The 23,881-nt window shown below is 66.0% G+C and carries 22 protein-coding genes; 17 read left to right on the plus strand and 5 right to left on the minus strand.

All coding sequences use genetic code 11. From position 1 onward, the window contains the following. Window positions 1–35 precede the first annotated feature (35 nt). On the minus strand, window positions 36–1,811 hold the full coding sequence (locus CEK29_RS01245) for a M61 family metallopeptidase (RefSeq protein WP_094857140.1): 1,776 nt from the start codon (window positions 1,809–1,811) through the stop codon (window positions 36–38). 34 nt (window positions 1,812–1,845) lie between these two features. Between CEK29_RS01245 and CEK29_RS01250 the strand changes: the two genes are divergently transcribed. After that, a complete protein-coding gene (locus tag CEK29_RS01250) occupies window positions 1,846–2,622 on the plus strand; it encodes an enoyl-CoA hydratase (protein ID WP_094798392.1) in 777 nt (258 codons plus the stop codon). Between the two features lie 360 nt (window positions 2,623–2,982). Continuing rightward, window positions 2,983–4,488 (plus strand): DUF1254 domain-containing protein, encoded by a 1,506-nt coding sequence (locus tag CEK29_RS01255; RefSeq protein ID WP_094798393.1) that lies wholly within the window; start codon window positions 2,983–2,985, stop codon window positions 4,486–4,488. Here the strand turns inward: CEK29_RS01255 and CEK29_RS23385 are convergent, their stop codons facing one another. After that, window positions 4,489–4,887, minus strand: coding sequence for a hypothetical protein (locus tag CEK29_RS23385; RefSeq protein ID WP_141218285.1), 399 nt, complete (start codon window positions 4,885–4,887; stop codon window positions 4,489–4,491). Between the two features lie 158 nt (window positions 4,888–5,045). On the opposite strand from CEK29_RS23385, the gene CEK29_RS01260 reads away from it, so the two are divergent. The 13 genes from CEK29_RS01260 (at window position 5,046) to CEK29_RS01320 (ending at window position 19,466) form a co-directional block, all read left to right on the plus strand. Beyond that, complete coding sequence (locus tag CEK29_RS01260; RefSeq protein ID WP_094798394.1) at window positions 5,046–5,462, plus strand: ATP synthase subunit I; 417 nt, start codon at window positions 5,046–5,048, stop codon at window positions 5,460–5,462. 69 nt (window positions 5,463–5,531) lie between these two features. Beyond that, window positions 5,532–6,413 carry a F0F1 ATP synthase subunit A gene (gene atpB / locus CEK29_RS01265; RefSeq protein ID WP_094798395.1) on the plus strand — a complete coding sequence of 294 codons (882 nt, stop codon included), beginning with the start codon at window positions 5,532–5,534 and terminating at the stop codon, window positions 6,411–6,413. 115 nt (window positions 6,414–6,528) lie between these two features. Continuing rightward, the gene (gene atpE, locus CEK29_RS01270) at window positions 6,529–6,771 is read left to right on the plus strand and encodes a F0F1 ATP synthase subunit C (protein ID WP_003815363.1); all 243 of its coding nucleotides are present in this window, start codon (window positions 6,529–6,531) and stop codon (window positions 6,769–6,771) included. A gap of 138 nt (window positions 6,772–6,909) precedes the next feature. After that, complete coding sequence (locus tag CEK29_RS01275) at window positions 6,910–7,380, plus strand: F0F1 ATP synthase subunit B (RefSeq protein WP_094798396.1); 471 nt, start codon at window positions 6,910–6,912, stop codon at window positions 7,378–7,380. A gap of 12 nt (window positions 7,381–7,392) precedes the next feature. Then, a complete protein-coding gene (locus tag CEK29_RS01280) occupies window positions 7,393–7,932 on the plus strand; it encodes a F0F1 ATP synthase subunit delta (RefSeq protein ID WP_094798397.1) in 540 nt (179 codons plus the stop codon). Window positions 7,933–7,966: 34 nt separating this feature from the next. Further along, a complete protein-coding gene (gene atpA, locus CEK29_RS01285) occupies window positions 7,967–9,508 on the plus strand; it encodes a F0F1 ATP synthase subunit alpha (protein WP_094798398.1) in 1,542 nt (513 codons plus the stop codon). A 100-nt stretch (window positions 9,509–9,608) separates the two neighbouring features. Next, window positions 9,609–10,514 carry a F0F1 ATP synthase subunit gamma gene (atpG, locus tag CEK29_RS01290; RefSeq protein ID WP_094798399.1) on the plus strand — a complete coding sequence of 302 codons (906 nt, stop codon included), beginning with the start codon at window positions 9,609–9,611 and terminating at the stop codon, window positions 10,512–10,514. Between the two features lie 36 nt (window positions 10,515–10,550). Next, the gene (gene atpD, locus CEK29_RS01295) at window positions 10,551–11,951 is read left to right on the plus strand and encodes a F0F1 ATP synthase subunit beta (RefSeq protein ID WP_094798400.1); all 1,401 of its coding nucleotides are present in this window, start codon (window positions 10,551–10,553) and stop codon (window positions 11,949–11,951) included. A 9-nt stretch (window positions 11,952–11,960) separates the two neighbouring features. Next, a complete protein-coding gene (locus CEK29_RS01300; protein WP_094798401.1) occupies window positions 11,961–12,386 on the plus strand; it encodes a F0F1 ATP synthase subunit epsilon in 426 nt (141 codons plus the stop codon). Window positions 12,387–12,693: 307 nt separating this feature from the next. Beyond that, entirely contained in the window at window positions 12,694–13,722 is a 1,029-nt protein-coding gene (locus tag CEK29_RS23770) for a hypothetical protein (RefSeq protein WP_176456815.1), read from the plus strand. A gap of 126 nt (window positions 13,723–13,848) precedes the next feature. Further along, window positions 13,849–14,922, plus strand: a complete 1,074-nt coding sequence (gene hemE, locus CEK29_RS01310) for a uroporphyrinogen decarboxylase (RefSeq protein WP_094798403.1) — start codon at window positions 13,849–13,851, stop codon at window positions 14,920–14,922. A 401-nt stretch (window positions 14,923–15,323) separates the two neighbouring features. Beyond that, a complete protein-coding gene (locus CEK29_RS01315) occupies window positions 15,324–17,354 on the plus strand; it encodes a primosomal protein N' (RefSeq protein ID WP_255176063.1) in 2,031 nt (676 codons plus the stop codon). A gap of 48 nt (window positions 17,355–17,402) precedes the next feature. Continuing rightward, window positions 17,403–19,466 (plus strand): UvrD-helicase domain-containing protein, encoded by a 2,064-nt coding sequence (locus CEK29_RS01320; RefSeq protein WP_094857141.1) that lies wholly within the window; start codon window positions 17,403–17,405, stop codon window positions 19,464–19,466. Window positions 19,467–19,472: 6 nt separating this feature from the next. On the opposite strand, the gene CEK29_RS01325 is transcribed toward CEK29_RS01320, so the two are convergent. Further along, window positions 19,473–19,862, minus strand: a complete 390-nt coding sequence (locus CEK29_RS01325; protein WP_094857142.1) for a CPCC family cysteine-rich protein — start codon at window positions 19,860–19,862, stop codon at window positions 19,473–19,475. 16 nt (window positions 19,863–19,878) lie between these two features. Further along, window positions 19,879–20,892: an alpha/beta hydrolase family protein gene (locus tag CEK29_RS01330; RefSeq protein ID WP_094857143.1), complete on the minus strand. Its 1,014-nt coding sequence runs from the start codon at window positions 20,890–20,892 to the stop codon at window positions 19,879–19,881. A gap of 234 nt (window positions 20,893–21,126) precedes the next feature. On the opposite strand from CEK29_RS01330, the gene CEK29_RS01335 reads away from it, so the two are divergent. Further along, entirely contained in the window at window positions 21,127–21,897 is a 771-nt protein-coding gene (locus tag CEK29_RS01335) for an enoyl-CoA hydratase (protein WP_255176038.1), read from the plus strand. A 74-nt stretch (window positions 21,898–21,971) separates the two neighbouring features. Here the strand turns inward: CEK29_RS01335 and CEK29_RS01340 are convergent, their stop codons facing one another. Beyond that, entirely contained in the window at window positions 21,972–22,892 is a 921-nt protein-coding gene (locus tag CEK29_RS01340) for an AraC family transcriptional regulator (RefSeq protein ID WP_217903853.1), read from the minus strand. 225 nt (window positions 22,893–23,117) lie between these two features. On the opposite strand from CEK29_RS01340, the gene CEK29_RS01345 reads away from it, so the two are divergent. Next, the gene (locus CEK29_RS01345; RefSeq protein WP_094857144.1) at window positions 23,118–23,858 is read left to right on the plus strand and encodes an SDR family oxidoreductase; all 741 of its coding nucleotides are present in this window, start codon (window positions 23,118–23,120) and stop codon (window positions 23,856–23,858) included. The last annotated feature ends 23 nt before the right edge of the window (window positions 23,859–23,881 follow it).

Consider the following 23,881-nt stretch of genomic DNA (forward strand, 5'->3'; position numbering starts at 1 on the left):
CTGTCCGATCGCCCGCGCCGGCACGGCCCGCCGCCTTATCCGATCTGCGGCACGAGCGTGGCGTCCAGCGGCGCCGGCGCCGCCAGGCGCACCCGATAGGCGCGCAGCTCGTCGCGCCGGAACACATGCACCATGACGCGGTCGCCGGCTCGGTATTGCGCCAGCAGCGTGTCCAGACCCGCGGGCGCTTCTACCTTGAGGCCGTCGATGGCCACCAGCACGTCGCCCGCCGACAGGCCGCCCTTGTGCGCGGCGCCGCCCTCGAACACCGTGGCCAGCGCGAGCGCATCGCCCTGTTTGCGCGTGCGCACGTCGAGCGACGGAATGTTCAGGCCGGCCTTGAACTGCAGGGCGTAACCCTGCGCGGACAGCAGCTCGGTCAGCGGCACGTCGGCCGTGCCATAGGCGTAACGCTGGATGAAGCGGCGGGTGTCGACGCCCGTGGCTTCCTGGATCAGGGCAGGCAGGCCATCCTCGGCCAGCCCGTGCGCGCGTCCTTGGTAGAAATCGCGGCCGAATCGCTGCCACAGCAGGCGCATCGCGTCGTCGAGCGAGCGCGTGCCGCCGGACTCCTGGCGGATCAGCAGATCCAGGCCCAGCGCGACCAGCGAGCCCTTCGTGTAGTAGCTCACCAGGGCGTTCGGCGAATTCTCGTCCTGCTTGTAGTAGCGGGTCCAGGCATCGAACGAGCTCTCGGCCACCGATTGCTTGTGCCGGCCGGGGCTGCGCAGCACGCCCGAAATGGTCTTGGCCACCAGGCGCAAATAATCGGTCTGCGTGATGGCCTGGGCGCGCAGCAACAGCAGATCGTCGTAATAGGACGTGAAGCCCTCGAACACCCACAGGAGGCGGGTGAGATCGGGCGACTGCAGGTTGTACGGCACGAACGCCGCGGGCTTGATGCGCTTGACGTTCCAGGTGTGAAAGTACTCGTGGCTCACCAGTCCGAGAAACTGCCGATAGCCTTCGCCCTGGCCGGTCTGGCCCTGCACCGGCAGATCCTTGCGGGAGGTCATGAGCGCGGTGCTGGCGCGATGCTCGAGGCCACCGTATCCGTCGCCGGTCACCATGGTCATGAACACGTAGCGGTCGCTGCTGTCCAGGAACGGCGCGCGGCGCGTGCGCGGCTCGAAAAACTCGATCTGGGTCGCGCAGATTTTCTGCACGTCGTCGGCGATGCGGGCGAGGTCCAGGCGCGGTGCCACGCCGGTGAACACCAGCTCGTGTTCGGCGCCATGCGCCGTGAAGCTCACCACCTGCGGCGTACCCATCTCCACGGGATGGTCGATCAACGCGTCGTAATCGGGGGCGCGATAGCGGCCGAAGCCGTGGCGCCGGGCCGCGCCGGCCATGCCGCGCGCTTCGGGCAGGCTGGTGTAGACCTTCCAGTCCAGGCCGGCCGGCGGCACCAGGTCGAGCACGCAGGGCTGGTCGTCCTGGCCATGCACCCGCAGGAATACGCTCGTGCCATTGAAGAAGCCGTGGGTTTCGTCCAGATGCGCGCCGCGCACGGATAGGTCCCAGGCATACACCGTGTAGCTCAGCTCCAGCGCGCCGGCGGCGGGCGCCGCCTGCCAGGTGTGGTTGTCGAGCTTTTGCAGCGCCACGGGGCGGCCGCCCGCGCGGGCCGTGATCGTCTCGATCTGGCGCGAGAAATCGCGCACGAGATAGCTGCCCGGGATCCAGGCAGGCAAGGAGAAAATCTGACCATCGCCCGCGGGCGCGGCGACCGTCAGGGTAATCCGGTAGCGATGACCTGCCAGGTCATGGGGCTCGAGGCGGTAAATTACGGGTGCGTCGTTCATCCGCATATCTTATTTCATACCTTTCACCGGAGACATTCTTATGAGCGAGTCGTTTGTGCTGGTCGAGACCCGGGGGCGTGTCGGCCTGCTGACACTGAACCGGCCCAAGGCACTCAACGCCCTGAACGATCAGCTCATGGATGAGCTGGGCGCCGCGCTGCTGGCCTTCGAAAACGACGCCGACATCGGCGCCATCGTGATCACCGGCAGCGAGAAGGCCTTCGCCGCGGGCGCCGACATCGGTGCCATGAAAAGCTGGACGTACATGGACGTCTACGGCAGCGAATACATCACGCGCAACTGGGAAACCCTCAAGCGCGTGCGCAAGCCGGTCATCGCAGCGGTGGCGGGCTACGCCCTGGGCGGTGGCTGCGAGCTCGCGATGATGTGCGACATCATCATCGCCGCCGACAGTGCCCGCTTCGGCCAGCCCGAGATCAAGCTGGGCGTGATTCCCGGCGCGGGCGGCACGCAGCGCCTGCCGCGCGCGGTGGGCAAGGCCAAGGCCATGGACCTCGTGCTCACGGCCCGCATGATGAATGCCGACGAAGCCGAGCGCGCCGGCCTGGTCTCGCGCGTGGTCGCGGCCGACAAGCTGCTCGACGAAGCGCTGGACGCCGCCACCGTGATCGCGTCGATGTCGCTGCCCTCGGTCATGCTGGCCAAGGAGTGCGTCAATCGCGCCTACGAGGTGCCGCTCAACGAAGGCCTGCTGTTCGAGCGCCGCGTGTTCCATTCGCTGTTCGCCACCGAAGACCAAAAAGAGGGCATGGCCGCGTTCACCGAGAAGCGCAAGCCGGAGTTCAAGCACCGCTGAGCGCCGTGCGGCGCGCGGCTCTCAGGCGTCGCCAACGGTAGGTTTCTGTTGATTCTGGTCATGCTTGTCATGGCTGGTAGCAGTGCATTGCCCCGTTTTTCTTACCGCCGTACCGGCTCGCCGGACGGCGGTTTTTCATTCTGGCCCGCTGCCGGGAACGCGGGTTGCTAACGACTCGCCGCTTGTCCCTCCCGGGTTGCCCGTTGAAACCTTTGCATTGCACTCTGTTGCACGCGGCGCGCCTATGCTGAGTGGGCAATCTGGCAGTCGCCACCTCGTGACGCGCGTAGAAGCCTGAATGCTGCATCGCGCCCGCGCCGGCGGCTCGAACGTACCGACAACACCAACAAGGAGCTTCACATGCGTACCCGAGCAACCCCCGCCCGCCTGCGCTGGCAAGTCGTCCTGATGGCGGGAGCGTTGTCCGCCGGTCTGGCTTGCACCGCAACGGCACAAACGCCGTCGCCCCAGCCCACCCTGCGGCTGGTGTCCGAAACCCCGTATCCGGCGCAACCCGGCACTACCGCGGTCGCGAGCCCGCTGTCGGCCGAAGAGCTGCGCGATCTCGCCATCGACGCCTACGTCTATGCCTATCCGATGGTGCTCATGGAAATGACGCGCCGTCACGCCACCAATGTGCAGAGCCCGATCGCCGGCCGCGCGCCGATGAACCAGTTCGGTCACCGCACGGCGTTCCCCGATGCGAAGAGCACCGACGTGGTCTGGCCCAGCACCGACACGCTGCACTCCAGCCTCTGGTACGACGTGTCGCGCGAGCCGCTGATCGTGCGCGTGCCGGACGCCGGCAACCGCTACGTGCTGCTCAACCTGATCGACATGTGGACCGATTCGTTCGCGTCGCGCGGCACGCGCACCAACGGCAAGGGTGCGCAGACCTTCGCGATCGTCGGTCCCAATTGGCAGGGCACGCTGCCCGCCGGCGTCGACATGATCCGCAGCCCGACCTCGTGGGGCTGGGTGCTCGGCCGCGTGCAGGCCGGTGGCACCGCCGACTATCAGGCGGTCAACGAATTCCAGGCGGGCCTCGCGGCCGTGCCGCTGTCGCAGTGGGGCAAGAGCTACGGCTTCGTGTCGGGCGGTCCCGTCAATCCGGCCTGGAACGGTCAGGGCACGCCGGCCGAACAGGTCGCCGCGCTCGACGCCGCCTCGTACTTCACGCTGTTCGCCGACCTGGTTCGCTCGAACCCGCCGCATGCCAACGACTACCCGATCCTCGACCGCCTGCGTCGCGCCGGCATCGGTGGCTCGCAGCCGTTCATGTTCAATCGCCTCGACCCCGCCGTGCAGCAGGCCCTGGCCGAAGCCAAGCCGGTGGCCGGTCGCCGCATCGCCGACGCAGTCCATACGCTGGCCGATCAATCGGACAATGGCTGGGTGACCGTGCGTAGCGGCATCGGCACGTACGGCACCGACTATGTCCGTCGCGCCGCCGTGGCGTATGCCGGTCTGGGCGCCGCCACGCCGGAAGACGTGCTCTACCCCGTGACCTGGGTCGACAACAAGGGCCGCGTGCTCGAAAGCGGCAAGGACTACAAGCTGCACTTCGAGAAGGACCAGCTGCCGCCGGTCGACGCTTTCTGGTCGCTCACGCTGTACGACGCGCGCCAGGGCTTCGCCGACAACACGGCCAACCGCTACTCGCTGCGCAGCACCGACCCGCTCAAGTACAACTCCGATGGTTCGCTTGATATCTATATCCAGCGCGACTATCCGGGTGACAGCAAGGCCAGCAACTGGCTTCCGGCGCCGCGCGAAGGCAACCAGATGCTGAACCTGCGCCTGTACGCTCCGCGTGACATCGCCCTCGACGGCAAGTGGGTTCCGCCCGCCGTGGTGCGTGACTGATCAGCAGTCCAGCGCATGCCAAGACATGCGTTCTTCCAGCCCCGCCTTCATGGCGGGGTTTTTTTTGTCGTAGCGGGCGGGTTGCCGGCTTGCCGCCGAGTTGAGTTCCGTACGCCGGAAATCGACGCAAAATGGGGTCGGAAACGTTGTTGCTTGCACTCGCCACGGCCTGCTTTCCGATTTGTCGACGCTATCGTTTTCGGGATATACTCTGCGGGTTTGACGCATGCGGGATAACACGTGGCTGAATGCCGCGCCGCGGCGACCATCGCGATTTTTCGCGGTTTGGCAGACCTGAATCAACCCAGCGACCTGACTCCTGAGAGGCGGTGCAGAAAAGCGGCGCAGAAAAGCGTCGCAGAAGCACCGGCTTCCGATTTCCAGAGTTGCCGTTTTCATCGAAGTTCCCTGCGCGAGTGTCCGGCAATCAGATTGCCTGTCTTGCGTGGCCGACCCGGCGAAAACGGCCCTTCGGAAGGGGAGGAGCGCGCCGGAATTTGGGAAGCAAGCCCGGTGGATGCCGGTGTCCGGTATCTAGATAGGGGCAGGAAAGCCGAATGCAAGAGGGTTTGGTACTTACCGACGCGGACCGCGCAGCGATCAATGCGCGGGCGTGCCGGGAACTCTTGATGGCCGTCGCAGCGCAAGGTGCCATGGGTCTTGCAGCGGCAGCAATCGCGGGGATTGTTGCGGGGACGACGGCTGGCGTGTCGGCGTTGCTGGGAGCGGGGGCGTATTTCTTGCCCAATGCATTGTTTGCATTGCGCTTGCTGGTGAATGTCGTCAGGTCGGTCCGGCCGAATCCTGTTGCTTTCTTCCTGGGTGAAATGATCAAGCTCGTCATGACGGCACTGCTGTTGTGGCTGATCTGGTACCTCACGCACGAATGGCTCGTCTGGCCCGCCGTGCTGCTGGGGTTGATCCTGACACTCAAGGGATATCTCCTGCTGTTGATGTTCCGCAAGCTGTCATAGCGCAATTAACAATCGTGCATCAGCCGGGCCGCAAGGGCCGGTGCACAAGCAAACAGGGTAGGATTTCACATGGCTGCAGCCAGTGGCGCGTCGCCTCAGTCCGAGTACATTCAGCACCATTTGGTGCACCTGAATAACCTGGGCGAGAAGCAAAGCATCATCGCCCAGTTCGACGTCATCAACTATGACTCGTTGTTCTGGTCGATCCTGATGGGTCTGATCGTCATCACGTTCCTGTGGATGGCCGCGCGCCGTGCCACGGCCGGCGTGCCGGGCCGCTTCCAGGCGTTCGTCGAGATGATCGTCGACATGGTCGATGACCAGGCCAAGGGCATCGTGCACAACGCCAAGAGCCGCCTGTTCGTGGCGCCGCTCGCCCTGACCGTCTTCCTCTGGATCGTTCTGATGAACGCGCTCGACCTGCTGCCGGTCGATCTGATGCCCTCGATCTGGCGTCTGACCGGCCTGGGCGCCGAGCACGGCGATCCGATGTACTACCACCGCATTCTCCCCACCGCCGACCTGAACGTGCCCATGGGCATGGCGCTGGGCGTGCTGCTCCTGATGTTCTATTACGGCATCAAGATCAAGCACCCGGGTGGCTTCATCAAAGAATTGTTCACGGCCCCGTTCCACGCTCACGGCATTGGCGCCGTGGCACTGGCTCCGTTCAACCTGCTCCTGAACCTCATCGAGTACGCCGCCAAGTCGGTTTCGCTGGGCATGCGGTTGTTCGGCAACATGTTCGCCGGTGAACTGGTTTTCATGCTGATCGCGCTGCTGGGCGGCGCCTGGACAGGCTTCAACGCGAGCAGCATCGGTTTGGGCATTGGGCACGTGTTGGCCGGTTCGGTGTGGGCGATCTTCCACATCATGATCGTGCTGCTGCAGGCTTTCATCTTCATGATGCTGACGCTGGTGTACATCGGCCAGGCACACGAAGGGCATTGATCCCAATTTTCGGCGCGGGCCGGTGTGGCGCGTGCCGAGTCGCAAGGTTTTCTTGCATTCAAGCAGTACCTGTTTTTAACAATCCTGATTTCAGATTCTTAACCAAGGAGTTGTCATGACCAACGTCGCTTTCGTTGCTCTCGCTTGCGGTCTCATCATCGGTCTGGGCGCTATCGGCGCTTGCATCGGTATCGCACTGATGGGTGGCAAATACCTGGAAGCTTCGGCTCGTCAGCCCGAACTGATGAACGCCCTGCAGACCAAGATGTTCCTGCTGGCCGGCCTGATCGACGCGGCGTTCCTGATCGGCGTGGGTATCGCCATGCTGTTCGCCTTCGCCAACCCGTTCGTCGGTTAATGGCATTGCCCGCCGGCGAAACAGGCGGGCCGTACGCTGGCAGTGGTGCGACCGATGCGCCACTTGCCGGCCAAGTATCGAGTGCTCCGGATTGCCCGTTGTGGGTGGCCGGGGCCGTAAGGTGTTAAAGGAACGACCGTGAATCTGAACGCGACGATCTTCTTCCAGATGCTCGTGTTCTTCGTTCTGGCGTGGTTCACGATGAAATTCGTGTGGCCGCCCCTGACGAAGGCGATCGATGAGCGCCGCCAAAAAATCGCCGACGGCCTTGCCGCCGCCGAGAAAGGGAAGGCCGATCTGGCCCAGGCCCAGGCGCGTGTCAGTCTGATCGAGGCTTCTGCCAAATCCGAAACCCACGCCCGCATCGTCGACGCTGAGAAGCAAGGCGCCGCGCTGATCGAACAGGCGCGTCGCGAAGCCGAGGCTGAGCGTGCCCGTATCGTGGCCCAGGCTGCCCAGGATGCCGCCCAGGAAGTTCAGCGTGCTCGTGATGCCCTGCGCGACGAAGTCGCTGCGCTGGCCGTCAAGGGTGCCGAACAGATCCTCAAGCGCGAGGTGGATGCCCGCGCCCATGCCGAGCTGCTCACCCAGCTCAAGGCACAGCTTTAATCCAGGAACGCCATGGCTGAACTTTCCACTGTTGCCCGTCCCTACGCCGAAGCGCTCTTCGGCGCAGCGCGCGACGACAAGGCTGGTCTGGCAGTGTGGGCTGGCCTGGTCGATGAACTGGCCCAGGTCGCCGCCAATGCCGACGTGCGCGAAGCGATGACCGACCCGCGTCTGGACGACACGCGACGTGCTCAGATCTTCACCGGTCTGATCAAGTCCGATCTGCCGCAGGCCGCGCGCAACTTCATCGACCTGCTCGTCCAGAACGACCGGTTGCTGCTTTTGCCCATCATCGCCACCCAGTTCGCTGAACTGAAAAACCGTCACGAGGGCACGGCGCAGGCGGAAATCACCAGCGCATTCGAACTCAGCGACGCTCAGGTCAAAGAGCTCATCAGCGCACTCGAAGTCAAATTCGGTCTCAAGCTCAAGCCGCACGTCGCCGTCGATCAGTCGTTGATCGGCGGGGTGCGCGTGGCTGTCGGAGACCAGGTGCTCGATACTTCCGTTAAAGCCCAACTGGCCCGCTTGCGCGATACGCTAGCCGCTTAAGGCAGGCGAGACTAATAGGATTCCAGGAGTCAATATGCAACTCAATCCCTCCGAGATCAGCGAACTGCTCAAGAGCCGCATCGAGGGCCTGGGCGCTTCGACTGATGTTCGTACCCAGGGTACCGTGGTCTCCGTGACCGACGGTATCACCCGCATCCACGGCCTGTCCGACGTGATGCAGGGCGAAATGCTCGAATTTCCCAACAACGTGTTCGGTCTGGCACTGAACCTCGAACGCGACTCGGTCGGCGCCGTTATTCTGGGCGACTACACCGGCGTGTCCGAAGGCGATCAGGTCAAGACGACCGGCCGCATTCTCGAAGTGCCGGTTGGCCCCGAGCTGCGTGGCCGCGTGGTCAACACGCTGGGTGCCCCGATCGATGGCAAGGGCCCGATCAACACCAAAGAAACCGACATCATCGAAAAAGTGGCGCCTGGCGTTATCGCCCGCCGCTCGGTGTCGCAGCCGCTGCAAACCGGCGTCAAGGCTATCGACTCGATGGTGCCGATCGGCCGTGGCCAGCGCGAGCTGATCATTGGCGACCGCCAGACCGGCAAGACCGCCGTTGCCGTCGACACGATCATCAGCCAGAAGGGCAAGGGCGTCACCTGCGTGTACGTCGCTATCGGCCAGAAGGCATCGACGATCAACAACGTGGTGCGCAAGCTCGAAGAGCACGGCGCCATGGAATACACCATCGTCGTGGCCGCTTCGGCCTCCGACTCGGCCGCCATGCAATACCTGGCTGCCTACTCGGGCTGCACGATGGGCGAATACTTCCGCGATCGTGGCGAAGACGCCCTGATCGTCTATGACGACCTGACCAAGCAAGCCTGGGCCTATCGCCAGGTCTCGCTGCTGCTGCGCCGTCCGCCGGGCCGCGAAGCCTACCCGGGCGACGTGTTCTACCTGCACTCGCGTCTGCTCGAGCGTGCCGCTCGCGTCAACGAAGAGTACGTCGAGAAGTTCACCAACGGTGCCGTCAAGGGCAAGACCGGCTCGCTCACCGCGCTGCCGATCATCGAAACCCAGGCAGGCGACGTGTCGGCCTTCGTTCCGACCAACGTGATCTCGATCACCGACGGCCAGATCTTCCTCGAAACCGACCTGTTCAACGCCGGTGTCCGTCCCGCCATCAACGCCGGTATCTCGGTGTCGCGCGTGGGTGGTGCTGCTCAGACCAAGGTCGTCAAGAAGCTGTCCGGCGGTATCCGTACCGACCTGGCGCAGTACCGTGAACTCGCCGCTTTCGCCCAGTTCGCCTCCGACCTCGACGACGCCACCCGCCGTCAGCTCGAGCGCGGCAAGCGCGTGGTCGAACTGCTCAAGCAGCCGCAATACCAGCCGCTGCAAGTGTGGGAACTGGCCGTCTCGCTGTACACGGTCAACAACGGCTACCTGGATGAAGTCGACGTGGCTCAGGTCCTGTCGTTCGAGAAGTCGTTCAAGGATCACCTGAAGGCCAAGCATGCGGCCATGATCCAGCGCATCGAAGACACCAAGGAACTGTCCAAGGATGACGAGGCCGAACTGGCTGCCGCCCTCCAGGATTTCAAGAAGCACGGTGCTTTTTAAGGCAACTGTCTGACGTAGCGATGGGCGGCGACGCCCATCCTACGGTAGGGCGGGGTTAGCCCCGGCTGCACCGCCCAAGCCGACTCAACAGGAAAGCGCAATGCCCGGAATCAAGGAAATCCGAACCAAGATCAAGAGCGTGCAAAACACGCGCAAGATCACCAAGGCGATGGAAATGGTCGCCGCATCCAAGATGCGCAAAGCGCAGGAACGGATGCGCGCGGGCCGTCCGTACGCCACGAAGGTGCGCGAGATCGCTGCGCACCTGATGCAGGCCAATCCGGAATACAACCACCCTTACCTCCAAGAGCGCGAGGTCAAGTCGGTGGGCGTGGTTCTGGTGACGACCGACAAGGGTCTGTGCGGTGGCCTGAACACCAACATCAGCCGCATCACGCTGGGCCGCCTGAAGGAATTCGAACAGCGCGGCATCGCCGTGCAGACGACCGCCTTCGGCAACAAGGGTCTGTCGCTGCTCACGCGCATCGGCGCCAAGCTGGTTTCCCAGGAAGTGCATCTGGGCGACAAGCCTGACCTTCACCGTCTGCTGGGCGCGATCAAGGTGCAGCTCGACGACTACCTCGAAGGTCGCATCGATGCGCTGTACGTGGCGACCACCCGCTTCGTCAATACGATGAAGCAGGAGCCGGTGTTCCTGCGTCTGCTGCCGCTGGCCTCCGGTTTGGATGATCCGTACCAGACGGGCGTCGAGACCCTGGCCAAGACCGCCGAGGTCAAGTCGGACTACAGCTGGGACTACATCTACGAACCCGACGCCAAGAGCGTGATCGACGATCTGCTTCAGCGCTACGTCGAAGGCCTTCTGTATCAGGCCGTGGCCGAGAACATGGCTTCGGAACAGTCCGCGCGGATGGTGGCCATGAAGGCCGCCTCGGACAACGCCAAGAAGGTCATCGGTGAGCTGCAACTGGTCTACAACAAGACCCGTCAAGCCGCGATCACCAAGGAAATTTCGGAAATCGTAGGGGGCGCTGCCGCGGTGTAACCCGGCAGTATCCCGTCAAAATATCAAGGAATCGACATGAGCAACGGAACCATCGTTCAGTGCATCGGCGCCGTGGTGGACATTCAGTTCCCCCGCGATCAAATGCCCAAGATCTACGAAGCGCTCACCCTGGCTGACGAGGGTTCCTCGTTCGCCGAGAAGGGTCTGACGCTGGAAGTGCAACAGCAGCTCGGCGACGGCGTGGTGCGTACCATCGCCCTGGGTTCGAGCGACGGCCTGCGCCGTGGCATGAAGGTTACCGGCACCGGCGCCCCGATCTCGGTGCCCGTGGGTCACGGTACCCTGGGCCGCATCATGGACGTGCTGGGTCGTCCGATCGACGAAGCCGGCCCGATCGCCTGCGAAGAGCGTCGTGGCATTCACCAGGCCGCCCCGAAGTTCGACGAGCTGTCGCCCTCCGTGGAACTGCTCGAAACCGGCATCAAGGTTATCGACCTGGTCTGCCCGTTCGCCAAGGGCGGTAAGGTCGGTCTGTTCGGTGGCGCCGGCGTCGGCAAGACCGTCAACATGATGGAACTGATCAACAACATCGCCAAGCAGCACAGCGGCTTGTCGGTGTTTGCCGGCGTGGGCGAGCGTACCCGTGAAGGCAACGACTTCTACCACGAAATGGAAGAGTCGAACGTTCTGGACAAGGTCGCGATGGTGTTCGGTCAGATGAACGAACCCCCGGGCAACCGTCTGCGCGTGGCGCTGACCGGCCTGACCATGGCCGAGAAGTTCCGCGACGAAGGCCGTGACATCCTGTTCTTCGTCGACAACATCTACCGCTACACCCTGGCCGGTACCGAAGTGTCGGCACTGCTGGGCCGTATGCCGTCGGCCGTGGGCTACCAGCCCACGCTGGCCGAGGAAATGGGCGTTCTGCAAGAGCGCATCACCTCGACCAAGACCGGCTCGATCACCTCGATCCAGGCCGTGTACGTGCCCGCGGATGACTTGACCGACCCGTCGCCCGCCACGACCTTCCAGCATTTGGACTCGACCGTCGTGCTGTCGCGTGACATCGCCGCGCTGGGTATCTACCCCGCCGTGGATCCGCTCGATTCCTCGAGCCGCCAGCTCGACCCGCAAGTCGTGGGCGAAGAGCACTACGCGGTGGCCCGTGGCGTGCAGCAAACGCTGCAGCGCTACAAGGAACTGCGCGACATCATCGCGATTCTGGGCATGGACGAACTGTCGCCGGAAGACAAGCAAAGCGTGGCTCGCGCCCGTAAGATCCAGCGCTTCCTGTCGCAGCCGTTCCACGTGGCCGAAGTGTTTACCGGCTCGCCCGGCAAGTACGTGCCGCTGGCCGAAACCATCCGTGGTTTCAAGATGATCGTCGAAGGCGAGTGCGATTCGCTGCCCGAACAGGCGTTCTACATGGTCGGCACGATCGACGAGGCCTTCGAGAAGGCCAAGAAACTGCAATAAGGACCTGATATGGCTACCCTGCATGTGGATGTGGTCAGCGCAGAGGAAGCGATCTTCACCGGTGAGGCGAAGTTCGTGGTGCTGCCTGGCGAGTCGGGCGAGCTGGGCATTCTGCCCGGTCACACCCCGCTCATTTCGCGCATACGCCCCGGGACGGTCAAGATCGTCCGTGCCGACGAAGGCGAGGAAACCATCTTCGTCGCCGGGGGCATTCTGGAAGTGCAGCCGGGCAGCGTGACCGTGTTGGCCGATACGGCCATCCGTGCCGCTGACCTGGACGAAGCCCGTGCCGTGGCTGCGCGCGAAAAGGCGGAAGACGCCCTGCGCAACGCCAAGAACAAGGAAGACATCGCCGTCGTCGAAGCGGAGCTGGCCATGCTGGCAGCTCAGGCCGCCGCGGCCCGTCGCCTGCGTACCGGTCGTTCTTCGCACTGATCCTGGGCAGTACGCCGGGCACGTCCCGGCACACGACAAAGGCGGCTTCGGCCGCCTTTGTCGTTTTCGCTTCCGTTGCGCCCGCAACGATTTTGCTGCCCTGCGCCGCTACGGCGTATGTCCGAGATCGATCAGACCCCGGGCCTGCCAACCTGCGAGCGCGCGACATGCCGGGCGTCGATGCGCCAGTGGCGCCGTGTCCGGCTCGCCGCGCATGCGTAGCGCGCCTACTGCGGCAAGCGCGCATAGTCACTCCGCGCGTCACTGGCTAGGCTGGTCTCCTGCTCAATCTCATCGGAGGTGCAGCATGCGGGATCTGCGAGAGTATGCCGTCGTGATGGTGCCGGGCCACGGGAGTTGGCTCGATCAGTGGATGAGCGCCCAGGAGGGCGTGGCTACGCCCGGCGTAGCCACGCCCGACGGTTCGACGCACGGCCAGATGACGCCTCTGTCCCGCACCCGGGGCGCCGTGGCGGATCCCGGCGTGCGGTTCTTCGCCGTCACGCCCGGCGAGGCCCCTGGCGGGTCCGCGCGCTGGCTGGGCCAGGCCGCGCTCATGTTGCGCCGCTTCGATGCCTGCCTGCTACCCGTCGAGCCTGCCACGCTCTCCTGGGCGCGCACGGCCCTGGCCGGCGCCCGCGGGCAGGTCACCACCCCGATGCTCGCCCTGGTGCGCAAGCTGCGGCCCGCGGGGCTGCTCGACCTCACCGGTCTGGGCATCGCCGATTTCCTCGAGGCGCCGCTCGATCCCGACGAGCTGCGGGTCCGTACCGAAATGGTGCTGTCCCGGACGCGCCAACGCCTGCCTCTGGCGCCCGTGCAGGAGCAGGCGGCGCTGGGCGAGGGCAAGGTGGCGTGGCGCTACGACATCGCGCGCGACGCCTTCCACGACCCCTGCCCCGACGACGCCGCGGCCGCGCGCATCGCCGAGCCCTATCCCTTCGACGCGGCCGCCGTGCGCCTGCTGCGTGAGCACGCGGCGCTGCTGCGCGAGCCTCCGCCGCGCCTGCACGACCCCGCGCCCGCGCGATGGCCGCACGCACACGCCGCCGCTGCCACAGCCTCGGCCGTGTCCGCCTGGGACGAGACCGACCGCCTGATCGACACGCCGTTCGGGCGAGCCAAGGCCGAGATGGTGGGGCGGTTCGAGCGTGCCTATCTGCACCGGTGCCTGGTTCGCCACGGGGGTAACGTCACGCAGGCGGCACGCGCGTCGGCCAAGCACCGGCGGGCGTTCTGGGCGCTCATGCGCAAGCACCACATCCGCGCCGCGCCCTATCGTCTGCCCCCGGACGCCGGCGCGGACGACGACGGAATACCCGCCCCTCCGGCCTGAGGCTCGCACGGCGTGCAACCTCCATTTGCCGGCGCTGACGTGCCCAGGATGCGTGCTTTGGCGAAGCGCAAGGGACGCATCCTCCATGGGCGGTAAAATCCCTGCTTCCCTTTGCCGAGGTCAGTCGTGTCCGCTCCCCTGAAGAACGATGTGTTCCTGCGCGCCTTGATGCGCGAACCCGTGCCGTATACGCCGATCTGGCTCATGCGCCAGGCCGGCCGCTACCTGCCGGAATACAACGCCACGCGGGCGCGCGCCGGTTCGTTCATGGGCCTGGCCCAGCATCCCGATTACGCGGCCGAAGTCACGCTGCAGCCGCTCGAGCGCTATCCGCTCGATGCCGCGATCCTGTTTTCCGACATCCTGACGGTGCCGGATGCGATGGGTCTGGGCCTGTCGTTCGCGCCGGGCGAGGGCCCGCGCTTCGCCACGCCCGTGCGCACCGAAGAAGACGTCGCGCGTCTGGCCGTGCCCGATCTCGAACGCCTGCGTTATGTGTTCGACGCCGTCAGCACCATCCGGCGCGAGCTCGACAATCGCGTGCCGCTGATCGGCTTCGCCGGCAGCCCCTGGACCATCGCGTGCTACATGGTCGAGGGCAAGGGCAGCGACGACTATCGCCAGATCAAGTCCATGCTCTACGCGCGTCCCGACCTGCTGCACCGCATGCTCGAGATCAACGCGCAGGCGACCGCCAATTACCTCAACGCCCAGATCGATGCGGGCGCGCAGGCGGTGATGCTGTTTGACAGCTGGGGCGGCGTGCTGGCCGACGGGCTGTTCCAGCAGTTCTCGCTGGCCTACACGCGCAAGGTCGTCGACGCCCTCAAGCGCGAGGCCGATGGCCGCCGCGTGCCGGTGATCGTCTTCACCAAGGGCGGCGGCATGTGGCTCGAAGAAATCGCCGCATGCGGCTGCGATGCGGTCGGCGTCGACTGGACGGTCAACCTGGGCCGTGCGCGCGAGCGCGTGGCCGATCGGGTGGCGCTGCAGGGCAACCTCGACCCCATGACCTTGTTCGGCGGCGCGCAGGCCATCCGCCAGGAAGCCCGCCGCACGCTCGACGCCTTCGGCCCGGTGGGCAAGGGCGGGCACGTCTTCAACCTGGGCCATGGCATTTCCCAATTCACCCCGCCCGAGGCCGTGTCCGAGCTGGTTGACGAGGTGCATACGTACAGCCGGTCATTCCACGGTAAGTGAGTGTCCGCTAACCCCGGCATGGGCGTAAATTGAGCATGGCCCCGTATAGTTGTGCACAGCGGCGACGCCATCGGTGTTTACCCCAGAAATCTTGCTCCGGGTTTGTGTGTTTGGCGTAAGTTCATGAATTAAAAAGATAAAGCCATGGGTTCCGCTGTGCGAACGGCTTGCGTTTGCGGCAGCGCGCCATGGCGGGGATGAATTATCCGACCGTTTTCCCCAAAGTTATCCACAGGCCGCCAGGTTTTGAGCGAGTTCCCCTCGGGGTCCTCGCACCTTAGCGACCACATCCAGAATTCACTTTAAGTTTGAACGCCTCCCTGTCCCTGCTCGAACCCGATTCCGACCCGTCCGGCGACGGCGATGACGCCGCCGGCGCGACGCCGCCGGTCTGGCATCGCGTGGCGCTGGACGTGCCGCTCGACGGCCCGTTCGACTACCGCGCGGCCGAACGGATCGAGGCGGGCTCGCGGGTCATCGTGCCGTTCGGCCGGCGTACGCTGGTCGGTGTGGTCGTGGGACACCCCGAGGCGCCGGCGATCGCGCCGGCGCAGGTCAAGGCCATCGAGCAGGTGCTGCAGGATCTGCCGCCATTTCCCGAAGACTGGCTGCGCCTGGCCACCTTTGCGGCCGACTACTATCAGCGCCCGCTGGGCGAGGTCATGCTGCCGGTGCTGCCCGGGCCGCTGCGCAAGCCCACGGCCTATCAGGGCAAGCGCTCCGGGCTGGGCCCGGTGGCCCGGCTCGACGCGCGCAAAACCCGCAAGGCGCGCGACGTCTCCGAGCCCGACCAGGCACCCGCGCTCAACGACGCGCAGCGTCACGCCACCGATGCCATCACCGCGATCGAGGGATTCAAGGCCGTCCTGCTGCACGGCGTGACCGGCAGCGGCAAGACCGAGGTCTATCTGCACGCCGCGGCGCATGCGTTGGCACGCGGCCGTCAGGTCCTGCTGATGGTGCCCGAGATCAACCTCACGCCGCAGCTCGAAAACGCATTGCGCGCGCGGCTGGAATCGGTGGTGGGCCCGGATGGCGTCGCGGTGATGCACAGCGGCCTGTCCGATGGCCAGCGCGTCGAGGCCTGGGCGCGGGCGCAGCGCGGCGAGGCCCGTATGGTGCTGGGCACGCGCATGTCGATTTTCGTGCCGCTGCCCGAGCTGGGCCTCATCGTGGTCGACGAGGAACACGACACCTCCTACAAGCAACAGGAAGGCCTGCGCTATTCGGCGCGCGACCTGGCCGTGTGGCGCGCGCGTGACCGCAATGTGCCCGTGGTGCTCGGCTCGGCCACGCCCTCGCTCGAGACCTGGAATCACGCGCAGCGCGGCCGCTATCTGTTGCTGCCGCTCGCGCATCGCGCGCGTGCCGCCGAGCTGCCCAAGATGCGGCTCGTGGACACCCGCCGGCTGCAGCTCAAGCATGGTCTCTCGCCCCAGCTGATCGACGCCATCACCGAGCGCCTCGAGCGCAAGGAGCAGGCGCTCATCTTCCTGAACCGGCGCGGCTATGCCCCGGTGCTGCATTGCGCCTCGTGCGGCTGGATCACGCATTGCCCGCGCTGCTCCACCTACACGGTGCTGCACCGAGGCCAGGGGGCCGGCTATCGCCTGCATTGCCATCACTGCGGCTTTCAGGCGCCCGTGCCGCGTGCCTGTCCCGAGTGCGGCGACCAGGATCTTCAGCCGATGGGCCGCGGCACGCAGCGTATCGAAGAGCATCTCGCCGAGCTCTTTCCCGAAGCCCGCATCGCGCGGATCGACGCCGACAGCACGCGCAAGAAGGGCAGCGCGCAGGCGCTCTTTGCGTCGGTGCATGCGGGCGAGGTCGATCTGCTGGTCGGCACGCAGATGGTGGCCAAGGGGCACGATTTCGCGCGGCTGGGGCTGGTCGGGGTGCTCAATGCCGACTCGATGCTGTTCGCCCAGGACTTCCGTGCTCCCGAGCGCCTGTTCGCACAACTGATGCAGGTGGCCGGGCGCGCGGGCCGGCACACGGGAGGCGGCGAGGTGCTGATCCAGACCGGCTATCCCGAGCAGCCGGTGTATCAGGCGCTGTTGCGGCATGACTTCTCCGGCTTTGCGCGTCACGCGCTCGAGGAACGCGAAGCCACCGGCATGCCGCCGTTCGCCTACCAGGCGCTCCTGACCGCCGAAGCGCGCGAGCTCGCCCAGGCGCTGGCATTTCTGCAACAGGCGCGCGATCTGGCCGAGGGCGGCTCACTGCCCGGTGCCGACGCGATTACACTCTACGATCCGGTGCCGTTGCGGATCGTGCGCGTGGCCAACGTCGAGCGTGCGCAGTTGCTCGTCGAGAGCGCCAGCCGCCCGGCGCTGCAGGGCTTCCTGCATGCGTGGCTCTACGAGCTGCCGCCGCTGGCCTCGCAGGCGCGCGTGCGCTGGCAGCTCGAAGTCGATCCCATGGAAATCTAGCGGCGCCGTGCCGCGCCCGCTCGACCCCCCCGTTTCTTCCGCCCTGCAATGTCCCAAGATACCCCGATCGGCCATGGCCTGAACCCCGCCCAGAAAGAGGCGGTGCTGTATCTGGACGGCCCGTGTCTGGTGCTCGCGGGCGCGGGCAGCGGCAAGACGCGCGTGATCACGCAGAAGATCGCCTACCTGCTGCGCGAGTGCGGCTACATGGGCCGCAACGTGGTCGCGCTCACCTTCACCAACAAGGCCGCGCGCGAGATGGCCGAGCGCGTGAAGGATCTGGTCGACCGCAAGCTCGCCAAGGGCCTGACCATCAGCACCTTTCATGCGCTGGGCGTGCGTCTGCTGCGCGAAGAGGCCGTGCACGCCGGGCTGAAACCGCAGTTCTCCATCCTCGACGCCGACGACGCGCTGGCCATCATCCAGGAGCTGCTGGTCACGACCGACCGCAACCGGCTGCGCGAAGTGCAGGGCATCATCTCGCTCTGGAAAAACGCGCTGCTCGAGCCGGATCAGGCGGCGAACGTCGCGATCACGCCGACCGAAGTCGAAGCGGTGCAGATCTACCGCAGCTATGCGGCCACGCTGGCCGCCTATCAGGCGGTGGACTTCGACGACCTGATCCGCATTCCGGCGCTGCTGCTCGAGAACAACGAAGAGGTGCGCACGCGCTGGCAGAACCGCGTGCGCTATCTGCTGGTCGACGAATACCAGGACACCAACGTCTGTCAGTACCGGCTGGTGCAGTTGTTGACCGGCACGCGCGCGATGTTCACGGCGGTGGGCGACGACGATCAGGCCATCTATGCCTGGCGCGGCGCCACCATCGAGAACCTCGCCAAGCTCACCACCGACTACAGCAATCTCAAGCTCATCAAGCTCGAACAGAACTATCGTTCGGTGCAGCGCATCCTGCACGCGGCCAACAGCGTGATCGAGCGCAACCCCAAGCTGTTCGAGAAAAAGCTGTGGTCCGACCTCGGCTACGGCGAGCCCATCCAGGTGACCGCCATGGAGGGCGACGAGCACGAGGCCGAGTCGATCGGCATGAAGCTGTCGGCGGCGCGTTTCGAGCGCCAGTGCGAGTGGCGCGACTTCGCGATTCTGTATCGCAGTAATCATCAGTCGCGCATCCTCGAGCAGGCGCTGCGCAACCTCAAGATCCCGTACACGATCTCGGGCGGTCAGAGCTTTTTCGACAAGGCCGAGGTGCGCGACATCCTGGCCTACCTGCGCCTGGTGGCCAACGACGAAGACGATCCCGCTTTCATCCGGGCCGCCACCACGCCCAAGCGCGGCATCGGCCAGGCCACGCTGCAAGTGCTTGGCACCTATGCCGCCGGCCGGCAGATTTCGCTGCTCGCCGCCGTGGCCGAGACCGGCATCGAGTCGCTGCTCGCGCCGCGCCAGCTCGATCCCCTGCGCACCTTCGCCGAGTTCATCCGGCGCATCCAGTGGCGTGCCGGACGCGGCACCGACGGCAGCAGCACGCGCGCGGCCGAGCCCGCCGGGCCGCTGCTCGACGATCTGCTCGAGGCCATCCAGTACGAGCGCTACCTCTACGAGATGTTCGACGAGAAGCCCGCCCAGACGCGCTGGCACAACGTGCTCGAACTCACGGGCTGGCTCAAGCGCAAGGCCGACGAAGACGGCATGACGCTGTTCGAGCTGGTGCAGCATGTGGCGCTCGTGACCATGCTCGAGCGCGGCGAAGACGAAGAAGAGCCCGACGCGGTCAAGCTCTCGACGCTGCATGCTTCCAAGGGCCTGGAGTACCCGCACGTGTACCTGGCCGGCGTCGAAGAGGGGCTGCTGCCACACCTGGGCCGCGACGAAGAAGACACCGATCCCGACAGCGCCGCCAACACCCTGGCGGTGCGCATCCAGGAAGAGCGCCGCCTCATGTATGTGGGCATCACGCGCGCCCAGCGCAGCCTGCATCTGTCGTGGTGCAAGCGCCGCCGCCGTGCGCGCGAAGACCGCGTCTGCGAGCCGTCGCGCTTCATCGAAGAGATGGGCCTGGATCAGCCCGGCATCGTCGAGGACGAGCCGACCGCGGCACTCACGCCCAAGGCGCGTCTCGATATGCTCAAGGCGCTGCTCAAGAAATAACGCGGCTCAGTCGTCGTCCAGACTCAGGCTGCTGGTGGCGCGGAACATGCGTTCGAGGCGGCGGGCCTCGTTGGCCAGCGCCGCTCGCGCCTCGGGCTCGGCATCACGCCAGGCGTCGTAGGCGGCCATCAGCTCGCGCTTGATCTTCTGCTGGGCCGGCGCGTTGCCCCGGCTATGCCCCTCGCGATACATCACCAGATGCCGGGCGAAATTGGCCCGGGCCTCGCGCAACGAATAATCGGAATTGGGACCGCCCCGCACCTCGTCGGCGTCGCGGTCGCCCTGGCCGTCGTCTTCCCAGTCGCAGAGCAGGCAGATCTCGAAATCGGCGCCTTGATCCAGGGTGGGGTAGCCGCAGCAGGGGCAGTCGCAACGCAGGAACGGGTTCAACGGCATGAGCGGGGCGCGGCGGTCAGAGGTGGGTGAGGAAGAAAGCCCGCACCGCGGCGTTGAGCTGTTGGTGAAAGGCCGGCCGGTCGAAGCCGCTGGCATCGCGGCACAGGGCCGGCAGGGCGGCGAGCTGCTGCGGCGTGCAGGGCGTCAGAAAGGCATAGTGCCCTGCCTGCGTGGCCAGGTGGTAGTCGGGATTACGCGGCAAATTGCGCCGCAGCGCGGTGATGTCCGAAGGCGTCACGCCGTCGCCACCGTATTGGGAGGCCCAGATCTGCACCGGCACGTCCACCCGCGCCAGCCCGGGGCGCGAGAACAGATTCAGCGGATCCGCGAGCACGATGGCTTTGACGCGCGGATCGGCCCCCGGCAGGATCGGCCAGGCGCGCTGCGCGATCTCGCCGCAATACGGAATCCGCGCGTTGCCCTGGCAGAACGGCGCCAGCAGCGTCAGATCGGGGCGCCCGCCCGCGAGCACCAGCGCGTCGTAGCCGCCGCGCGAGTAGCCGTAGATGCCCACGTTGTAGGGGATCAGATGCCTGGCGTAGCGCCATTGCTCCGTCATGTAGTCGATCAGGCGGGTCAGGTCGCCCGGACGGCTCGCGAAGATATCCAGGTGGCCGCGGCGCGCCGTGTCGCGGGCGTTGTCGCCGCGGTGGTCGATCGCCGCGACGACGAAGCCGGCCGCGGCCAGCATCTCGGCGGTGGCGCGGTGACCCTGAAAGGTGCCGCCGCTGCCATGCGACAGAATCACCAGCGGCCACTGCTGACCGGCGGGAGGATCGCAGGCCAGCAGTCCCTGCAGCGTGCTGGCGCCCAGCGGCGTGGCGCCGGGCGTGCCTGCGCAGGGATACCAGACCGCGCCGGCGAGGGGCGGACGGGCGGCCTCCGCCGGCACCTCGATCAGACCGAAGCCGGCGGCCTGTGCGCGCGGCAGCGAGGCCAGCGCTATCAGAAGCAGCAGGAGCAGGAAAAAAGAGACGTAGGCGGCGGGCGCGCTGCGCGCCGCGGGATGAGCAGAATGAGACCCGGGCATGAGGTAACGGACTGGCAAGCCAGCCCAGAGCGTAACGGACACCCGCCCCTGCGCAATCGCCCGATTAAGCCCGCATCCGGCCCCGTCCCCGTTGTATCGGGCCGCAACCGGCCCGTTTACGTTGTAATCCCGGTTTACAGCGTGCGCGGCACGCCAGTAGCATGGGCCAGCGCGACGGCGCGAACACGCCGGCAGTGGATTTTCCGAGGAGGTTCAGCGGTGGATACGGAGCAATTGAGTCATCCGCATGCGCGGGTGCATGTGACGTCCGAAGGCGTGGCCACGATATGCATCACGGGGGCGGGCAGCCTGAATGTGCTCGGTTCGGCCGTGATCGCAGACCTGACCCGGGCCTTCAACGGCCTGGCCGCGGCCGAGGCCGTGCGCGTGGTCGTGCTGCGCGGCGACGGAGAACGCGCCTTCGTCGCGGGCGCCGATATCGCCGAGATGGCCGAGCTCGATAACACCCGTGCCCAGCATTTCATTGCCGGGCTGGCCGAGCTCTGCGATACGGTGCGGTTCTTTCCGGTGCCGGTCATCGCGCGCCTCGGCGGCCACTGCCTCGGCGCGGGCCTCGAACTGGCCGCGTCCTGCGATCTGCGCATCGCGGCGGACTCGGCGCGTTTCGCCATGCCCGAAGTGGCGGTGGGCATTCCGTCGGTGGTGCACGCCGCGCTCCTGCCCGCCCTGATCGGCGGCTCGCGTGCACAGTGGCTGCTGCTCACGGGCGAGGCCATCGATGCCGACACCGCACGCGAGTGGGGCCTGGTCCATCAGGTGGTATCGGCCGACAACCTCGACCTCGCCGTGCAGGCGCTCGCCGCCCGTCTGGCGGGCTTCGGACCGCAGGCCCTGCAGCAGCAGAAGCGGCTGCTGCGCCGCTGGGAGCGGATGAGCGTCGAAGAGGCCATCGCCGACAGCGTGCCCGAATTCGGCGCGGCCTTCGACACGGGCGAACCGCAGCAACACATGCGCGCGTTTCTGGCGCGCAAGCGCCAGGGCTGAGGTCCCCGCAGGGCAGGGCGGCTGTGCGGATCGCCACCGCGAGCCCGCCGCCATGGCGAGCGGCCTGCCTTCCGTCAGGATCGCGAGGCCACACTCACCGGCGCCGCCAGCGTCAATATCTCCTTCAGATGCCGCAGCTCTTCGGTGGGGCTGCGGCCGAACATGCGCTTGAATTCGCGGCTGAATTGCGAAGGGCTTTCGTAGCCGACCTGCACCGAGGCGCTGGCGGCCGTGACGCCGTTGCGGATCATCAGCAGGCGCGCGTTGTGCAGGCGGATCGCCTTGATGTACTGCAGCGGCGAGCTCTGCGTGACGGCCTTGAAGTGCACGTGAAACGCCGCGACGCTGAGGCTGGCCTCGCGCGCGAGCGTGGCCACGTCGAGCGCCTGACCGTAGTGCGTGTGGATCTTGCGCAGCACCTTGGCGATGCGGCCGAAGTTGCCGCCTTGTTGCAGGGCCGCCCGCAGCGCGCCGCCCTGTTCGCCGGTTAGCACCCTGAACACGATCTCGCGGATGATGGCGGGCCCGAGCAGGCGTGCCTCGATCGGAGAATTCAGCGCTTCGAGCAGCCGCAGCGTGGCGTCGCTCAGTTTGTCGTCGATGGGCGTGGCGTACAGACTCAGCGGCCGCGCATCGAGCTGGGAGTAGAGCGTGTCCACCTCCATCGCGACTTCGGCGGTGGTGGTGGGATCGATGCGCAGCGCCACGCCCAGCATGGGCTCGGCTTCGCTCGCCTCGGTCTGGGTGGTGAAAGGCAGCGGCACCGCCATCACGAGGTAGTGGTCCGCGTCGTACACGTACAGATTGCCGCCATGCACGCCGCGTTTGCGTCCTTGCAGCACGATGACGATGCTGGGCTCGTAGAGCGCCTGGGTGGTGTCGAGCGGACGGTTGGACCGCATCAGGGTCACGCCGTCGAGCCAGGTTTGCGTGTAACCCTCGGCGGGGGCGAGTTGCTTCACCAACTCGATCATGCGGGCGGATCGCGCGGACATCGTGGCTCCTGCGAGAGAGGTGCCGCCTGCTGCGCGGCAATAGAAACAGTCTAGCAGCGAGCCGGTTTTATGCGCATCCCGCCACGTTCCAAATAGAAATGGGCAAGGATGGCAGACGTTCCGGTCTTAGCCTGCGCCCCGCCTCTCCCTACCATGGAAGCCATGCCGTACCCGTGTGGACACGCACCCGGCGCCGGCCCCTTCCATCACTGAGAGGACTCTGCAATGAACGCACTCCAAAACGCTTCTCCCAAGGTCATCCTCATCACCGGCGCCAGCAGTGGCATCGGCGAAACCACGGCCCGCGTGCTGGCGGCACAGGGCCACAAGCTGGTGCTCGGCGCGCGCCGCACCGACCGCCTCGAAGCCCTGGCGCAAACGCTGCGCGCCGAAGGCGGACAGGTGGACTTCCAGGCGCTGGACGTGACGTCGCGCCAGAGCTTCGACGACTTCGCGCAGTACGCGCTCGGCCTGCACGGCCGCATCGACGTCATCGTGAACAACGCCGGCGTGATGCCGCTCTCGCGCGTGGCCGCGCTCAAGGTCGATGAGTGGGACCGCATGATCGACGTGAACATCCGCGGCGTACTGTACGGCGTCGCGGCCGTGCTGCCCACGCTGCAGGCGCAGGGCGGCGGTCAGATCATCAACATTTCGTCGATCGGCGGACTGGAGGTCGTGCCGACCGCGGCGGTGTACTGCGCCACCAAGTACGCGGTGCGCGCGATTTCCGACGGGCTGCGCAAAGAAAACGACAAGATCCGGGTGACCTGCGTCTACCCCGGCGTGGTCGAGTCGGAGCTGGCGCACACCATCACCGACGCCGAAGCCGCGCGCGCGATGGAAACCTACCGCGAGATCGCGCTCAAGCCGGAGGCCATCGCCGCCGCCATCGCGCACGTGATCAACCAGCCCGAAGACGTCGACACGAGCGAGATCGTCGTGCGCCCCACGGTCAGCGTCTGATCGTTGCGCGCGCAACATCCCGG

This window comes from Bordetella genomosp. 5 (assembly GCF_002261475.1).
In the GTDB taxonomy this organism is placed as follows: domain Bacteria; phylum Pseudomonadota; class Gammaproteobacteria; order Burkholderiales; family Burkholderiaceae_B; genus Bordetella.

Bases quoted from the DNA above. Each gene is read 5' to 3' on its own strand.
- CEK29_RS01300 (WP_094798401.1), top strand. From the start codon at position 11,961: ATGGCTACCCTGCATGTGGATGTGGTCAGCGCAGAGGAAGCGATCTTC.
- CEK29_RS23385 (WP_141218285.1), bottom strand. From the start codon at position 4,887: ATGAAAACGGCAACTCTGGAAATCGGAAGCCGGTGCTTCTGCGACGCT.
- atpG (WP_094798399.1), top strand. From the start codon at position 9,609: ATGCCCGGAATCAAGGAAATCCGAACCAAGATCAAGAGCGTGCAAAAC.
- CEK29_RS01245 (WP_094857140.1), bottom strand. From the start codon at position 1,811: ATGCGGATGAACGACGCACCCGTAATTTACCGCCTCGAGCCCCATGAC.
- CEK29_RS01260 (WP_094798394.1), top strand. From the start codon at position 5,046: ATGCAAGAGGGTTTGGTACTTACCGACGCGGACCGCGCAGCGATCAAT.
- CEK29_RS01280 (WP_094798397.1), top strand. From the start codon at position 7,393: ATGGCTGAACTTTCCACTGTTGCCCGTCCCTACGCCGAAGCGCTCTTC.
- atpB (WP_094798395.1), top strand. From the start codon at position 5,532: ATGGCTGCAGCCAGTGGCGCGTCGCCTCAGTCCGAGTACATTCAGCAC.
- CEK29_RS01330 (WP_094857143.1), bottom strand. From the start codon at position 20,892: ATGCCCGGGTCTCATTCTGCTCATCCCGCGGCGCGCAGCGCGCCCGCC.
- atpE (WP_003815363.1), top strand. From the start codon at position 6,529: ATGACCAACGTCGCTTTCGTTGCTCTCGCTTGCGGTCTCATCATCGGT.
- CEK29_RS01250 (WP_094798392.1), top strand. From the start codon at position 1,846: ATGAGCGAGTCGTTTGTGCTGGTCGAGACCCGGGGGCGTGTCGGCCTG.
- atpD (WP_094798400.1), top strand. From the start codon at position 10,551: ATGAGCAACGGAACCATCGTTCAGTGCATCGGCGCCGTGGTGGACATT.
- CEK29_RS23770 (WP_176456815.1), top strand. From the start codon at position 12,694: ATGCGGGATCTGCGAGAGTATGCCGTCGTGATGGTGCCGGGCCACGGG.
- CEK29_RS01255 (WP_094798393.1), top strand. From the start codon at position 2,983: ATGCGTACCCGAGCAACCCCCGCCCGCCTGCGCTGGCAAGTCGTCCTG.
- CEK29_RS01340 (WP_217903853.1), bottom strand. From the start codon at position 22,892: ATGTCCGCGCGATCCGCCCGCATGATCGAGTTGGTGAAGCAACTCGCC.
- CEK29_RS01320 (WP_094857141.1), top strand. From the start codon at position 17,403: ATGTCCCAAGATACCCCGATCGGCCATGGCCTGAACCCCGCCCAGAAA.
- CEK29_RS01345 (WP_094857144.1), top strand. From the start codon at position 23,118: ATGAACGCACTCCAAAACGCTTCTCCCAAGGTCATCCTCATCACCGGC.
- atpA (WP_094798398.1), top strand. From the start codon at position 7,967: ATGCAACTCAATCCCTCCGAGATCAGCGAACTGCTCAAGAGCCGCATC.
- CEK29_RS01325 (WP_094857142.1), bottom strand. From the start codon at position 19,862: ATGCCGTTGAACCCGTTCCTGCGTTGCGACTGCCCCTGCTGCGGCTAC.